Annotated in this window: 13 protein-coding genes; 7 read left to right on the top strand and 6 right to left on the bottom strand. The window is 40.6% G+C overall.

Going from position 1 to position 15,280, the window contains the following annotated elements:
- Positions 1 to 48: 48 nt before the first annotated feature.
- Complete coding sequence (locus Q7P97_RS06635) at positions 49 to 816, top strand: YtxH domain-containing protein (RefSeq protein ID WP_303968244.1); 768 nt, start codon at positions 49 to 51, stop codon at positions 814 to 816.
- A gap of 100 nt (positions 817 to 916) precedes the next feature.
- Here the strand turns inward: Q7P97_RS06635 and Q7P97_RS06630 are convergent, their stop codons facing one another.
- Positions 917 to 3,043, bottom strand: a complete 2,127-nt coding sequence (locus Q7P97_RS06630) for a cell division protein FtsA (protein ID WP_303968414.1) — start codon at positions 3,041 to 3,043, stop codon at positions 917 to 919.
- Between the two features lie 173 nt (positions 3,044 to 3,216).
- On the opposite strand from Q7P97_RS06630, the gene Q7P97_RS06625 reads away from it, so the two are divergent.
- Both Q7P97_RS06625 and ccpA read left to right on the top strand, forming a co-directional pair.
- Positions 3,217 to 4,299, top strand: coding sequence for a bifunctional 3-deoxy-7-phosphoheptulonate synthase/chorismate mutase (locus tag Q7P97_RS06625; protein ID WP_303968242.1), 1,083 nt, complete (start codon positions 3,217 to 3,219; stop codon positions 4,297 to 4,299).
- Between the two features lie 134 nt (positions 4,300 to 4,433).
- Entirely contained in the window at positions 4,434 to 5,435 is a 1,002-nt protein-coding gene (ccpA, locus tag Q7P97_RS06620) for a catabolite control protein A (RefSeq protein WP_303968239.1), read from the top strand.
- Between the two features lie 116 nt (positions 5,436 to 5,551).
- Here the strand turns inward: ccpA and Q7P97_RS06615 are convergent, their stop codons facing one another.
- The 4 genes from Q7P97_RS06615 to Q7P97_RS06600 all read right to left on the bottom strand — a co-directional run bounded on the left by Q7P97_RS06615 (position 5,552) and on the right by Q7P97_RS06600 (position 11,204).
- Positions 5,552 to 6,706, bottom strand: a complete 1,155-nt coding sequence (locus tag Q7P97_RS06615; RefSeq protein ID WP_303968236.1) for an acetoin utilization protein AcuC — start codon at positions 6,704 to 6,706, stop codon at positions 5,552 to 5,554.
- Entirely contained in the window at positions 6,703 to 7,347 is a 645-nt protein-coding gene (locus Q7P97_RS06610; protein WP_303968234.1) for an acetoin utilization AcuB family protein, read from the bottom strand. Before Q7P97_RS06610 ends, Q7P97_RS06615 begins: the two co-directional genes overlap by 4 nt.
- Before the next feature lie 15 nt (positions 7,348 to 7,362).
- On the bottom strand, positions 7,363 to 7,995 hold the full coding sequence (locus Q7P97_RS06605) for an N-acetyltransferase (protein WP_303968233.1): 633 nt from the start codon (positions 7,993 to 7,995) through the stop codon (positions 7,363 to 7,365).
- A gap of 266 nt (positions 7,996 to 8,261) precedes the next feature.
- A complete protein-coding gene (locus tag Q7P97_RS06600; RefSeq protein ID WP_303968231.1) occupies positions 8,262 to 11,204 on the bottom strand; it encodes a transglycosylase domain-containing protein in 2,943 nt (980 codons plus the stop codon).
- A gap of 370 nt (positions 11,205 to 11,574) precedes the next feature.
- Between Q7P97_RS06600 and tyrS the strand changes: the two genes are divergently transcribed.
- Positions 11,575 to 12,840 carry a tyrosine--tRNA ligase gene (tyrS, locus tag Q7P97_RS06595; RefSeq protein WP_303968229.1) on the top strand — a complete coding sequence of 422 codons (1,266 nt, stop codon included), beginning with the start codon at positions 11,575 to 11,577 and terminating at the stop codon, positions 12,838 to 12,840.
- A 15-nt stretch (positions 12,841 to 12,855) separates the two neighbouring features.
- The gene (locus Q7P97_RS06590) at positions 12,856 to 13,200 is read left to right on the top strand and encodes a hypothetical protein (protein ID WP_303968227.1); all 345 of its coding nucleotides are present in this window, start codon (positions 12,856 to 12,858) and stop codon (positions 13,198 to 13,200) included.
- Positions 13,201 to 13,353: 153 nt separating this feature from the next.
- On the opposite strand, the gene Q7P97_RS06585 is transcribed toward Q7P97_RS06590, so the two are convergent.
- Positions 13,354 to 13,770, bottom strand: a complete 417-nt coding sequence (locus Q7P97_RS06585) for a coiled-coil domain-containing protein (RefSeq protein ID WP_303968225.1) — start codon at positions 13,768 to 13,770, stop codon at positions 13,354 to 13,356.
- Between the two features lie 221 nt (positions 13,771 to 13,991).
- Between Q7P97_RS06585 and Q7P97_RS06580 the strand changes: the two genes are divergently transcribed.
- Positions 13,992 to 14,204, top strand: coding sequence for a hypothetical protein (locus Q7P97_RS06580; protein WP_303968222.1), 213 nt, complete (start codon positions 13,992 to 13,994; stop codon positions 14,202 to 14,204).
- A gap of 504 nt (positions 14,205 to 14,708) precedes the next feature.
- On the top strand, positions 14,709 to 15,280 hold a 572-nt coding region (locus tag Q7P97_RS06575), incomplete at its 3' end, for an HD domain-containing protein (RefSeq protein ID WP_303968219.1).

Here is a 15,280-nt window from a genome sequence, read left to right as displayed (position 1 = left end):
TCCTTTGAAACATACAAAAAACAGCTAATTCACAGGAGGAAGAAAAAAATGACAGAAAACAAACCAAACTACAACAACAACCAAGGTAACTATTCAAACACTTATGGACAGCCACAATATCCAGCAAACTACACATACCGTTCAACAAATGACCTGTATGATGAAGATAGCAGCGGCACAGGAAGTTTCATTGCCGGCGCAATCATTGGTGGAGTTATTGGAGCGGCAACTGCGCTATTCCTGGCACCGAAAACTGGTCGTGAAATGCGTGAAGATTTAACTACACAAGCTTCACATCTGAAAGAGAAAAGTATTGAATTGAGTTCAACAGCGAAAGACAAAGCAGTAGAACTATCCAGCACAGCGAAAGATAAAGCTGCTGAGCTGTCTAGTACAGCGAAAGACAAAGCGGCAGAATACTCAAGTGCGGCAAAAGATTATACAGCTGACTTAACGGATACTGCAAAAGAAAAAACAGCAGCATTCACTTCAGCGGCAAAAGACAAAACTTCCGAGCTGTCCCACAACATCCAAGAGCAATCTGAGCAGCTAGTAGGTAAGGTGAAATCAGCAACATCAAAGGCAAACATTCCTATGGATGACGGAACTGTATCATCTGAAGGAGAAGAAGCAGTGGACTATAAAGGTACAAAAGAAAATAACGAAGAATCCGGAAATCTTTCAAAAGCAAAAGATTCTTCAAATAAAAAAGAAGATAATAAATCACCTAAAGCAGATACTACTGCTAAAAAGAATGAGCAGTCTAAAGGAAATAATACATCTTCAAACAGTAACAACAAAAGCCACTCTAAGTAATAGTTAAAAACCTTCCTTTATTGGAAGGTTTTTTTGCACACTGTTAGATGAAAAATATGCTATAAAAAGCTACGCTATGCAAAACTGCACAGCGTAGCTTTTATTCGAATAGGATCTCTAGTTGGTCGCCGCCGAATATCAAATCATTGAAGCGAATGGATTCACCGTTACGCAGTAATCGATAAGATGCCGTGGACTGCGTAGGTAACGTGAAATCAGTGAATGAAAATATATCACTAAATATAATAGGAGAATGGGATAATACTTTAAACTCTACTTTGTCGTTTGACTGTACACGGTAGTCAAGACTTGCTGGTTTTTCGTTTACATAGACGGCAGTTCGTTGCTTCTTAATGACGATAGGTTTTTCGTTAAACAGTATATCAGCACGCTCTTCAAGAACAATATCCAAATCTTTCGCTATTTCTTTTAATGAAAGAGCACTAGGATGACGCGTTTCGATGTGATCATCTGACTGAATCTGGTAGTCATCCGATACTATTTGGCCGTTTGCGATATAGACGGTCTCACGTTGCTTTAAACGATGGGGAGTACCATTCCATATAATCGTATACGCGTCCGTTTCAGAAATTGAATGGGGCATTAAGATATCTTTTACTCTTGTTGTTTGTTGTAAGGTTAATTCATCTCGGTCTGCAATCTCGGTATCCATCGTAACGGACTTTCCGTTTAGCAGGATTTCGCCTATAGCAGTCTTACTTACTCCGTTCAGTTGATACGTGATCGATTGAGGTGTATCCATCAAGTCCCTGACTGTCGCTATAGCGTCTGTACCGTCTTTGCCGAACAACAACTCAATGTTGTCCTGATTTGCTATGCTGTCCTTTGTGCCGGCTTCAGTGCCGTTTAACAGGATGGTCGTCGAGGAACCGTGCTCGCCAGGAAGCGTCCGCCATTGTCCATTTACTTTTACAGTCAATGCAAGCCCTGGTTTACCATACAATTGTCTAGCGGAAATACGGGCTGCAAGCAAAGCGTCACCTACTGTCAGCTCTTTTAATTCGAATAGTCGAATGGATTGTTCATTGACACTCAGGGAAATATAGTGAATGGGTGCTCTTTGCGCTGCAATTGCGATACCGATTGGCGTGACAAGTGCAGGGGAAGCTTCGATCTGATCCGAAAGTGTGACACCTGAAAGGGCATCTAGACTTCGAATGGCTACTCGGTTTTCAGGAAGGTCTAGTTGCGTACTCACTTCTTTTGTGAGAGTAGGTGTTAATCCACCTCCACCCACAATCATAACCGCCTGTGGAGAAGTGTTATGGTTCAATCGTTTGATTTCATTAGCGATCGACAAAGCTAAATGCTTCACGGAAGGTTTAATTACATCAATCACTTCTTCAGCAGGTATTTCTTGTTCAAACCCTAAAATATCTTGAACTTTCAAGATATCATGATCATTGATTTGTCGTTTCATTTGTTCAGCCATCGGGAAGTCGAGCAAATAATGGGTGCTTAGCGCTTCGGTCATTTCGTCGCCTGCCACGGGCACCATTCCGTAAGCGGTCACGGTATTTTCACTAACAATGGCAATATCCGATGTACCCGCTCCAATATCGACCAATGCGATATTTAATCTACGCATGGAAGGGGGGACGAGTACATGAATCGCGGCAATCGGCTCGAGTGTTAAGGCTTCCATCTCAAGGTCTGCACGCTTTAATGCAGCGAGCAAAGATTCCACAACTACTCGTGGCAAGAATGTAGCGATGACTTCGACTGTTGCAGTGTTCCCTGTTTGATCTATCAAGCTTCCAATCTTTTCATCATGTAATTTATAATACAAGACAGAATAACCAACACAATAATAGTGGTCATCCTCTTGTGATTGATGTGCGGAAAGTAGCTTTTCTTGCGCATTTTGTACCGCTAATAACTCCAGGCGGTTAATGTCTTCTTTGGAAATCAACGTTCGTTCTGAAATATCGACGGTGACGGTTCCTTCTGCTGTTTTCAATGAACGACCGGCTGCTGCTACGCTTACGCGCTTTAAAGGACCGTGAATTTGTTCCAACTCTTCTTTGATTTCTTGAATTATGGAGGCGACGCTTAAAATATTATGTATTTGTCCATCAATCATCGAGCGCTCTTTATGTTCTTTTGAAATCAAGTCTACAATATGGAATGAATCGTTTTGTTCTTCCAATACAATGCCCACTACGGAGCGTGTCCCGATATCAAGAGCGAATAACTTAGTAATCAGGATTTCCAACCTCTTTTCAATTTTTTTCTATGTGAAAATAGTGAATAAGGATTAATTCGGTGAAATTGCGTGACTTTTCAAAGAGTATTCATTATACTAGGTCTATTATATAAAAATGTACCATAGATTCCGGTGTTAGAAAAGGGAGATATGTACGGGGAGGAGTCAGAATTATGAGCAATCAAGATTTAGGTGAGTTGAGAGGTACGATTGATCAGTTAAACTTAGATATTCTTAAATTGATCAATGAACGTACAGGTGTTATCCAAGAAATTGGTAAGTTAAAAGAAAAGCAAGGTGTTAACAGATATGATCCGGTTCGCGAACGCGAGATGCTCAACGTCTTGAAGAAGGCCAACAATGGTCCTTTGCCAGACGGTATCTTGGAACAGGTATTTAAGTCTATTTTCATGTCAGCACTAGAAGTACAGCAAGATGAGCAGAAGAATGCATTGCTCGTATCCCGTACTAGAAAACCTGAAGACACGATTGTGGATGTAAACGGCCATAAAATCGGAGATGGAAATCCGTCTTTCGTATTTGGACCTTGTGCAGTAGAATCTTACGAGCAGGTTTTGTCAGTAGCAAAATCAATCAAAGCAAAAGGATTAACAATGATCCGTGGAGGAGCTTACAAGCCACGTACATCTCCATATGATTTCCAAGGTTTAGGCCTGGAAGGTTTAAAAATTCTAAAGCGAGTTGCAGATGAAACTGGACTTTCTATCGTCACAGAAATCATTACACCGTCACACTTGGAGGAAGCACTCGAATATATCGATGTAATCCAAATCGGTGCACGTAACATGCAGAACTTTGAATTGCTGAAAGAAGCTGGAATGGTCAACAAACCAGTACTTCTAAAGCGCGGAATGTCTGCAACGATTTCTGAATTCGTCAATGCAGCTGAATATATTATTTCTAAGGGTAATACGGAGATTATGCTTTGTGAACGAGGAATTCGTACATATGAGACGGCTACTCGGAACACGCTCGATATCTCTGCTGTTCCAATCTTGAAGCAAGAAACGCACTTACCGGTATTCGTGGACGTTACACACTCCACTGGCCGTAAAGATTTATTGCTTCCAACAGCGAAAGCAGCAATCGCAGTAGGAGCAGACGGCGTTATGGCGGAGGTTCATCCAGATCCAGCCGTAGCATTATCGGATTCAGCGCAGCAAATGGATATTGCACAGTTTGATGAGTTCTACGAAGAGATTACTCGCTTCATGAACACACACCAAACGATTTAAAACATCCAACACCGAACCTTTATTACTAAGGTTCGGTGTTTTTCTGTATAGAATGGCATATTTCTGCATAGAAAAACTTTATAATCCGTAAGAACACGGTATACTAGTAGAGAATAAGGATAGGAGGAGCAAAAATGGCTATCACAATTTACGATGTAGCAAGAGAAGCAAACGTATCGATGGCAACGGTTTCACGTGTAGTGAACGGCAATCAAAACGTGAAGCCGGCGACTCGCAAAAAAGTATTGGACTGTATTGAACGATTAGGGTACCGACCAAACGCTGTCGCTCGTGGACTGGCCAGCAAGCGCACTACGACGATCGGAGTAATAGTCCCCGACATGTCCAAGAGTTACTATGCAGAGTTATCTAGAGGGATTGCAGACGTTGCCACAATGTATGAATACAATATCATTCTCTCCAACTCGGATAAGAGTACCTCTCGAGAGGTTGAATTATTTGAAGATCATTTAGGTAAGCAAGTAGATGGATTGATCTTCATGAGTGATTCTATTTCACCTGAAGTACGTAAAGAAATGAAAACGGCGAATGTTCCAATTGTCTTAGCAGGGACGTTGGATTTTGAAACTAGTTTACCCTCTGTCAATATTGATCATGAACAAGCCGCATATGAAGCAACGAAGAAGTTAATTGACAACGGCCACAAACGCATTGCTTTTGTTTCGGGACCGTTTACGCGCGACATTAATCGTTACTGCAAGCGTGTGGGATATATTCGTGCGTTGGAAGAAGCGGGAATGACAATCGATGAGTCCTTGATCGTGGAAACTGATAATACGTATGATGACGCGTACGAAAGCTGGAATGGGCTAGGTAAAGTGTCTGATCCTCCGACCGCTGTCATGGCGAGCAGCGATGAAATTGCTGTTGGGATCATGAACGGAGTGCGTGATAAGAATCTTAGAATTCCTGAAGATATGGAGATTATTTGTTTCCAACACTCGATTTTAGCGCGTATTGTGCGTCCACAGTTAACGTCGATTGTAGTGCCCCTGTATGATTTAGGCGCTGTGTCGATGCGTTTGTTGACGAAGTTAATGAGCGAGGAAGAAGTGGAAGAGACTGAAGTTATTTTGCCTTATTATTTGGAAGAGCGGCAGTCAGTTAGACAGTAAAATAGAATAACGCTGTTGAAAAACGGATATGTTGTTCTGATTTTATACACTTAATATATTTTCTGTGAGAATAGGAAATGCAAAAGCAACTTATCTTTGCGATAAGTTGCTTTTTATTATGACTTTCTTATGACGTGCAGTGCTCTTGTTAGCATTTGCTCGTTTTTTTCGTTGATGTCATTTTTTCGAGGGACTGCTTCGTATAAGTCATCAGGGTCTTCCCAAGTCTCGATAAGAGGAACGGGGGATTCAGGTTGCCATTTGCTCAGCCAGGCTTCAGGTAGTCGCCCAGTAGGTGTTGGGATGTCTTTCATCGTGAGCCACAGATGTGACCATGCGCGAGGTACTACACGCCAGATATCGTATCCACCGCCACCAATTGCGATCCATTTGCCGTCACAGTATTCTTCAGCAATTTCCTTTGCTAGTTTCGGAATCTCTTCGTAGATTTTCATTGTGCTATATAAATGTGTCAATGGATCAAAGTAGTGTGCATCGGCTCCATTTTGTGTAAGGATAACGTCTGGTTTAAAGTGCGCTGCGACTTCACGTAGAGCCGTTTTATAGATGTGCAGGAATGATTCGTCTTCTGTGAATGCGTCGATAGGGAAATTGAATGAAGCGCCATAACCTGCACCATTTCCTCGCTCTGTCACATTGCCTGTCCCAGGGAATAAATAGCGACCTGTTTCATGGATGGAAAATGTGCAGACGTTTGGATCATCGTAAAACGTCCATTGCACTCCGTCACCATGGTGGGCATCTGTATCTACATACAGTACACGCGCCCCGTACTTTTGTTGTAAGTATTTAATAGCTACTGAACTATCGTTGTAAATACAAAATCCAGATGCTTTACCTTGGAAACCGTGATGCAAGCCACCACCGAGATTCAACGCGTATCTTGAACGACCTTCCATTACTTCTTCAATCGCAGTAAGCGTACCGCCTACAAGCAATGCACTGGCGTCATGCATGCCATGGAAGAAGGGGGTATCTTCTGTACCGATTCCATAGATACTGCCAATATTTTCACTCACTTCACCTTTACTCGCTTTTTTTACGATTTCAATATATTTTGCGTCGTGAGCTAGAAGCAGTTCCTCATCTGTTGCTGTACGTGGAATGACGATTTCATCTGGTTCAATTGTATTCATTTCGTCTAGTAAACTCTTGGTCAATACGATTCTTTTTTGATTGAAAGGGTGCGTATCGGAAAATTCATAGTTTAGTTGGTCGGTTGAAAAGATAAAGCTCGCTTGTCTTGTCATACGCCCATCTCCGGTTCGCTTGGCCAAAGGACTTCAAACCCTTGTTTTTTTAACCCTTCGATGATGGGGAGCGGATTCATTCGTTTAATCCGGATGGCTAGAATCTTATGCTGTTCGTCATCTTGATAAGGATAGACGAGTACACTGAGCACGTTCGTATTGTGGTCATGGAATACTTTTGACACTTCATACAGAATGCCAGGGGTGTTCGGTACACGAATTTGAATATGAGAACTTGGCTGATTGGCACCCGTCAGTTCAATATAGTTATACAATAAGTCCGTCTTAGTTAAAATTCCGACGAGTTGATAATTGGAAACGATAGGTAGACACCCAATTTCGTACGTGTAGAACATCAATGCAGCTTCTTCTACGAAGTCCCGTGGATGTCCGATCAATAAGTCGGTTTTCATAATTTTATCGAGTGTTGTTTCATAAAGAGAAGGCTCCAGTCTCTCAGAAATACTTGAAGGAGACGCTTCTTTCACGTCGCGGTCTGTCACCAAACCTTGTACGCGCCCATCTTCTACAATGGGAATATGCCGAATTCGCTTTTCTTTCATTAGTTGTACCGCATCTGCAATCGTATGCGTGGAATTAAGTGTAATCACGTCTGTTTTCATAATATCTTGTACGAGCATGACCATTCCTCACTTTCAGTAATTAACGCGATTTTTGAAACGTACACGATCAAATTGTTGGATGGATTCTTGATCGACTCGTTTTCCGATCCTTGCCATTAATGCATTGGCAGGGTGGGAGCATACTTCGGGATCATCTGTAGAGAAAAATTCCATTCCACCTGCACGCATCATTTTCTCCATCATTTTACGATAATCCCATACTGTTAACCCTGTGCCTTTTAAATCCCAGTGCCAATAATATTCTGTCGTAATGATGATATAATCTTCCATTGCGTCATCAAGCATCGATAATTCTAGTAAAGACTTACCGATACGTGCACCGCGATACGCTGCAACTACTTCGATGGCGCCTAGCTCTATTAAGTTATCTAAGTCTGCTTCATACCAACGTTCAAGTGGATCAGGATACAAGTACGTCACATATCCGATAATCATATTTTCAATTCTCGCTATATTAATACGTCCTTCAGGGAATGCGGCAATCTTCACTAATGCCTCTTGTTGTTGTTTTGGTGGACGGAAAGCTTTTAGTCCTTCATGAAAGTCAAACGATGCCAATTGCTCGGATGAAACAGGACCTTCAATGACAAGCTCACCTTCTTCATGCGGAAACGTTCTGGAAAAGTAGGTTTTTATATGTTCCAAGCAGTTCACCCCTTCCTAATAATTCTACCCTTTATACATATAAATAATCGCTGTAGGTACGGTTAGTGTAGCTCTCTATTCAGTATACAATTTATAGATAGTAAAAGTATATTATTATCATAAAATAACTGAATTATCGGTATTAAATTTGACGTGTGGATGCAAGGGCGGGGGCATAGGTTTTGGAATAGGTAGTAAAATGCATGTACAGAAGCGCTTCATGAAAAAACCGGAATACAATATACGATTGTATTCCGGTTGATCCGTTATTCTTTTTCTGCAGGAGTTGCATCCGGTTTAGGTTCCGGTGTAGCTTCTGGCTTCGTTTCTGGTTTTGGTTCTGGCGTAGCTTCAGGTTTCGTTTCGGGTTTCGCTTCAGAACCGGTATCCGGCTTTGTTTCTGGAGTCGACGTTCCTGGCTTTGTATCACTATTCGTCTCAGGTTTTGGCTGAGCTTTCGGTGCAGGTGCGGCATTTGTGATTGTATTGGAAGGACCTGATAACAGGCCAGTAATGTCTACTGCGCGCACATAGTACGAACCATACCCGACTTTATACGATCTGGATGCTCCGTCATGAACCGTACCGATTCTGACACCATTCTGATAGATGTAATAACCAATGACATCATTTGATGAAGAACCAGTCCATGTTAGAACGGAACCATTCTGTCCGGCTGATACTGGTGCTGGCGGTACATTGTCTGCAGGGAAGGTAGATCCTGCTACACTGCTTGAATAAGCACCACGACCAGCCAATAATTTAGATGCATCTCCGCCTAAACGTCCAAGCATGCGCTTGCCATATTCAGTAGTTACGCCGATTCCACCAGATGTGACAAATTCACGTGGTGTAGAAGGTAACGCCTGATATACTTTACCGTTTACTCGAACTGCTGCAGAAGAAACAATACTATCATCTGCTTTTGTTGGAACCATTTTTTTCGAATTAAATAGATCTGATCGAACAAGTCCTGCTGCTGAACAAGCTGCTGAAGGTGCTAGACCTGAAATGCCGCAGAATGAACGTGTAACAACCCCGGCAGGACGCTTAAATGTATCTCTGGCTTTGATGGTTTCAGGAATTACAGTGTTTGCTGTATTCATCAATTGACCGTACAATCTTGCTGTCCGTTCTGATGGATGCATTTGACCACTGTTGTAACCATTATACAATGGTGTATTTTGGTTTTTATAACCCATCCAAACACCTAGCGATATATTCGGATTATAACCGACTAACCAAGCATCACCATAATGCTGGGATGTACCCGTTTTAGCAGCTAGATCGGGACGGAAATTCATCAACCCAGGTAATCTCGCAGCTGTACCGTTGCCTTTTAATACATCACGCATCATATCGGTGATGATATAAGAAGTTTCTGGACTGAACACTTCTACGGGTTCCGCTTTATGTTCAAATACGATATTGCCTTTCATATCTTCAATCCGTTCAATCATATACGATTCAATAAATTGCCCACCATTCGCAAATGTAGCGAAGGCGTTCGTATTCTCTTCTACTGTTACTCCGTGCTTCAATCCGCCAAGTGAAGCGGCAGGGATTTGAGCATCATCATCCGTAACCTTTGAGAAATTCATTTTCTTAAGGAAATCAATTGGCTTACGGTCAAAGATTTGGTTATATAATCGACCTGTTGATAAGTTTTGTGAACGTGCCAAAGACTCTCTAGCAGATAGCACACCAAGCTCACGGTCAAAATAGTTTCCAGGTTTCCAACCAGACCAATTATATTTCACATCGACTAGGGGACTTCCCGCGCCGATTACGCCGTATTCAATAGCTGGGGCGTAAACAAGTAATGGCTTAATAGAAGAACCATTTTGTCGAAAAGCTTGTGTAGAGTGATTCAATGCTTCAAGTTCATAATCGCGCCCACCAACGAAAGAAAGTACTTTTCCTGTATGGTTCTCGAGCATCGTAGCACCGACTTGAACAGGATTTTCTGTAGTAATCGTTTTACCTGATTCTTCATCTACTGATTCTGAAGTATACGTAAATCCGTAGTACTGGAAGTTATCAGCCACTTCATTCATTTTGTCATACAAATCTTTATTGATCGTCGAGAAGATTCGATAGCCGTCTGTTCGCATAGAACGGTCTGCCATGATTTCGTATTTTTCTTTAATCTTGGAATCTTCATCGAAACGTTCTTTATCGATACCATCTTTTTCGGCTAGTACTTCCGCTAAAATTTCGATTGTACGATTTTGAATTTCTTGTGTGACATAAGGATATCGTTCAGTAGCACGTCGTGACGGCTGTCTGAAATCTTTTGTCACATCGTAAGCCTTTGCTTCTTTCCATTCTGCGTCCGTAATATAACCTGCATCACGCATTCGGAATAGCACGGTCTTCATACGGTTTACTCCGTACATCAGCTTTTCGCGTTCCTTAATTCCTTGATTCTTACTATAAAACGGTGTGTACGTATAAGGTGCCTGCGGAATTCCTGCGATATATGCAGCTTGTGGTAAACTTAGATCAGCTGCTTTAATTCCGAAGATTCCTCGTGCTGCCGTTTCAATTCCCGCGATATTCTGTCCTGTCACATCACGACCATAAGGAATGATGTTCAAGTAGGCTTCGAGTATCTCATCTTTCGTCATGAAGTGTTCCAAGCGCATAGCCAGCAAGATTTCTTTGGCTTTACGTTCATAGGAAACTTCATTTGTCAGAATCTGATTTTTCACTAACTGTTGAGTTAATGTCGATCCACCTGTTTGACTGTCCGAGTTCGTAACGTCTTGGAAGACTCCTCGGAAAATCGCTTTTGGTACAATGCCTTTGTGCTCTTCGAAGTATTCATCCTCAGTGGCAAGAACTGCGTCCAATGCATATTGATTCACTTTATCCAGTGTGATTTGACGTCGCTCAATGTCCGAGTTGATCTTACCTAGATAAATATTGTTCGCAAAGAACATTTCAGATGTTTCTTCATAATTAAACACTTGGTCGCGAAGTTCTTCTTTTGAACGTAAGGGCTCTTTTGCGACTAGAGAAGCAAAATATCCAGCTCCAACAGAACCTGCAAATACAGCACCGATCACGGCGAAGATAATGAGTAAAATAAACAAGTTCCAAAGTACGCCGGTACCGATGCGAAGTTTTTTGGCCCAAGGCTCTTTTTTCGCTTGTTCAAACTTATCTTCAAGTTGCTTAATTCTATTATTCTTTTCGTTATTCAAAGTTTTCTCCCCCCAAAATCTTACTCATTATATCATAGATTAAACAGAAGTTATGCAATAAATGTTGACTTTCAATGGAAGATGGGTAAAATTGAACACATACGAAATTACATGTCGAAAAAACCGAAGTAGTGATAGTGAGTTCCGTCATAGAGAGACAGCGGTTAGTGGAAGCTGTTCGGTGCACTATGCATGAATTACAGTTTTGGAGTGTACGTTTTGCGCAACGTTACCTGCGCCTCAAAGCCGGAGAGTTTTCAGCTCTCAAGCCGGGTGGTACCGCGTTATTAATTAATCAACTAACGTCCCTGCATGATCATTTATTGATCGTGTGGGGACTTTTTATGTTGAAATTAGGAGGAAATGGAAAATGTCAAATGAATTAATGGACGATTTACGCTGGAGAGGTTTGCTATACCAGCAGACAAATGAAGAAGGATTAGAGAAGCTTCTTACGGACGAAAAAATTTCTTTATACTGTGGAGTAGACCCAACAGCAGATAGTATGCATATCGGTCATATCGTTCCGATGCTCACACTGCGCCGTTTTCAATTGCATGGACACCAGCCAATTCTATTGATCGGTGGCGCAACCGGGATGATCGGGGACCCTTCTGGACGCTCAGAAGAACGCCAATTGCAAACGACGGATCAAATCGCTGATAATGTTCGTGGAATCAAAAAGCAGCTTGAAATGATTTTTGATTTCCAAACAGAGAATGGCGCGAAACTTGTGAATAACAATGACTGGATCGGTTCGATGTCATTGATCGAATTCTTGCGTGACTACGGTAAATTATTGAGTGTCAACTACATGTTGGCAAAAGATAACGTAGCATCACGTCTGGAACAAGGAATTTCCTTCACAGAGTTCTCGTACATGCTTATGCAAGGTGCAGATTTCAATCATCTATTTGATCACTACAACTGTCGTGTGCAAATCGGTGGATCGGATCAGTGGGGGAATATTACAACAGGTCTAGAAGTTATCCGTAAGATGCATGATGAGGAAGTAAAAGCATACGGATTTACAATTCCATTAGTCACTAAAGCAGACGGCACGAAGTTCGGTAAATCTGCTGGCGGTGCAGTATGGCTAGATGCGAAGAAAACATCACCATACGAGTTCTACCAATTCTGGATCAACGCTGCAGACGCAGATGTTGTGAAGTACTTGAAAATCTTTACATTCCTAAGCCGCGAAGAAATTGAAGCGCTAGAAGTATCTGTGCAAGAAGAGCCACATCTACGTAAAGCTCAAAAGACACTAGCTGAAGAAATGACACGTTTGATTCATGGTCAAGAATCACTTGATCAAGCGATCCGTATCTCAGCAGCATTGTTCAGCGGGGATTTAAAAGCATTGACTGCTTCTGAAATGAAAGATGCTTTTAAAGATGTGCCGACTGTAGAGATGGAAAAAGTAGATCAAAACATTGTCGATTTCATCGTCCAAGCAGGTGTATCTCCATCGAAACGTCAAGCACGTGAAGATGTAACGAATGGTGCAATTTCCTTTAACGGAGAACGCATTACAGATACAGCGTTCACAGTAGGAGCAGAGCAACGTTTGGAAGATGCTTTCACAATTGTGAGACGCGGTAAAAAGAACTATAGTATGGTGAAGTTTGTTTAATTAGGGGATAACGAATTGAAAAAAGAATATATGATGTACGCTATGACGTTAGGTTCAATTGGCGACGCGATTAATGAAATGATAGATGCCATTGAGGAACAAAGTCCAGAAGGTGTCAAAAGGGCGACTAAGCTATTCACTAATGTGGAGGCAGCCATTAAAGAAGAAACGCCACCTGACATTTTTACTGGTGAGCATCAAGAATTAATCGAAGCGTTCAAACTGTGGAACGTAGCGAACAAACAAGCAACGGCTATGCGGTCTGAAAATATCGTGGAAGCTGCATCAGCCGCGTTAAAAAAACATGAAGTGTTCATGGTAAGTATTATGGATCGGATTTACGATAAGTTACGAAAATAAGTAGATTTTGGGGCATCTCTTCGGAGGTGTCTTTTTTGCGTGAAATGAAGATTATAACTGATTGGACATATAAAAAGTACCTATATAATAAATAGCTAGGTTAGCATAAGCGAACAAAGAAATTTAATACATAGGTACTCAAGAACACTGTATTTATTGTGTTAACATTTTTTTGATCATACGAATGTCGGTGTCGTGATCGCTTACGAGGCGTTGAGCAGTGCGTAGGTCATCTAACTTTGTTGTATTAGATGAGACTTGTTCAGTTAAAGCATCAATTTTATGATCAGTAGCGATGGAGCGCGCATCCAGTTCAAATATAGCCTGTTTCATAAAGATCTGCTCTTCTTTAATAGATGAAACATCCTTTTTTAGTGTAGAGACATCGGTCTTCAGCGAAGAGACGTCAGTCTTTAGCGAAGAGACATCGGTCTTCAGCGAAGAGACGTCAGTCTTTAGCGAAGAGACATCAGTCTTCAGCGAAGAGACATCAGTCTTAAAACCGAAAAAGTCATGTTCAATGTTTGTTACTTTATCAACCAAAAGTTCAAGAAGTTCTCGATCTGTCATAGAAATCCTCCTTTTAATTTTTTTATTTGTGTTTTTTTATAATAGACGTCTACTTGAGATTTACATACTCTATGTTTGTTTTTTTTATCTTATCATGTTTCAATTAATTTGTAAAGAACATACATTCGTAATTAGTATAGCTTAATTGGAATTTAATCGAATGAATAAAAGGGTTTTCTATCTTTATGTCGAATAATAAGATTTAGAGGGAAGTGAAAATTTTGAAAAAGTACAGAGTACATTATCACTTTGCTAACGCTGGAAATATTTTAAGAATAGTAGAAGCGATAGATAAAGAAGATGCTTTAAGCATAGCTACAAATTCTAGAAGTAACGATATCGTTTTTACAGATAGTAAAGGAACATTATATTGTTTCTATTACAGAGACGTATTATATGTTTCAGTTACAGAAGACGAAGCACAAACGGTGTAATAACATTTTTATACAAATTAAGAACGCCATTTTCCACGGGCGTTCTTTTTCATTTGATATTTTTATAAAATAATCAGTCGGCCGTTGTATGTGGAATGTAAGCAAGCCATCTGTCGGTTTGGAGCTACTTCATGTGTCGGTATTGCACAAATGCATCTGTCAGTTTGGGGCATACCAATAACCAAAGAACTTTAAATAACTTTAATAATAAGAATAAAGATCTAATCGTGTGGAAAAAACATTTCCACACCTTCTATCCTTTTCGCATTTGGACTCTATATAGCGGGCAGAGAGTATCCTCGTTTCGAAATATGTATGCAGAACAAATGATAAGAGTTCTGTAACTCCATTGTGCAAATACGTGATTATTAGCATACTTCATTGGGGATAGGGAATAATATTAAAGACTAGAGTTAAAGAGTATACAGAAACAGTATGAATTTACCAATAGAACTATTTTGTAGTATTTAATTACTAACAGAAACTCGTTAGGAGATGAGGACAATGGGGGTACATCAATACTTTAAAAGTTTATCAGATTTAGAACAGATTATTAGATGTCCGGGGAAATTTAAATATCAAAAACATTCAGTTGCCAGCCATTCATTTAAAGTAACAAAAATTGCTCAATTTCTTGGGACGGTAGAAGAGAAATTCGGCAACAAAATAGATTGGAAGCTTTTATATGAGAAAGCTTTGAATCATGATTATGCGGAACTTTTCACTGGTGATATTAAAACACCTGTAAAATATGCATCGAAAGAGTTGAAGAAATTATTCAGTGAAGTAGAAGAGGAGATGACGAAAAACTTTGTGGAAAAAGAAATTCCGGCAGAGTTTCAGAGTATTTATCTAGAACGATTTAAAGAGGGTAAAGATGATACGTTAGAAGGCCGAATTTTATCAGTTGCGGATAAAGTGGATTTACTATATGAATCATTTGGAGAGATCCAAAAGAATAATCCCGAACCTTTATTTTTAGAGATCTACGAAGAAGCACTCACAACCATTTTGCATTTTCAAGATATGCATTGTGTTGAATACTTCCTCGAAAATATACTTACAGACATGTTGAG

Source organism: Sporosarcina ureae (assembly GCF_029267015.1).
Lineage (GTDB): Bacteria > Bacillota > Bacilli > Bacillales_A > Planococcaceae > Sporosarcina > Sporosarcina ureae_D.
This window is presented reverse-complemented; position numbering and strand designations above follow the sequence as displayed.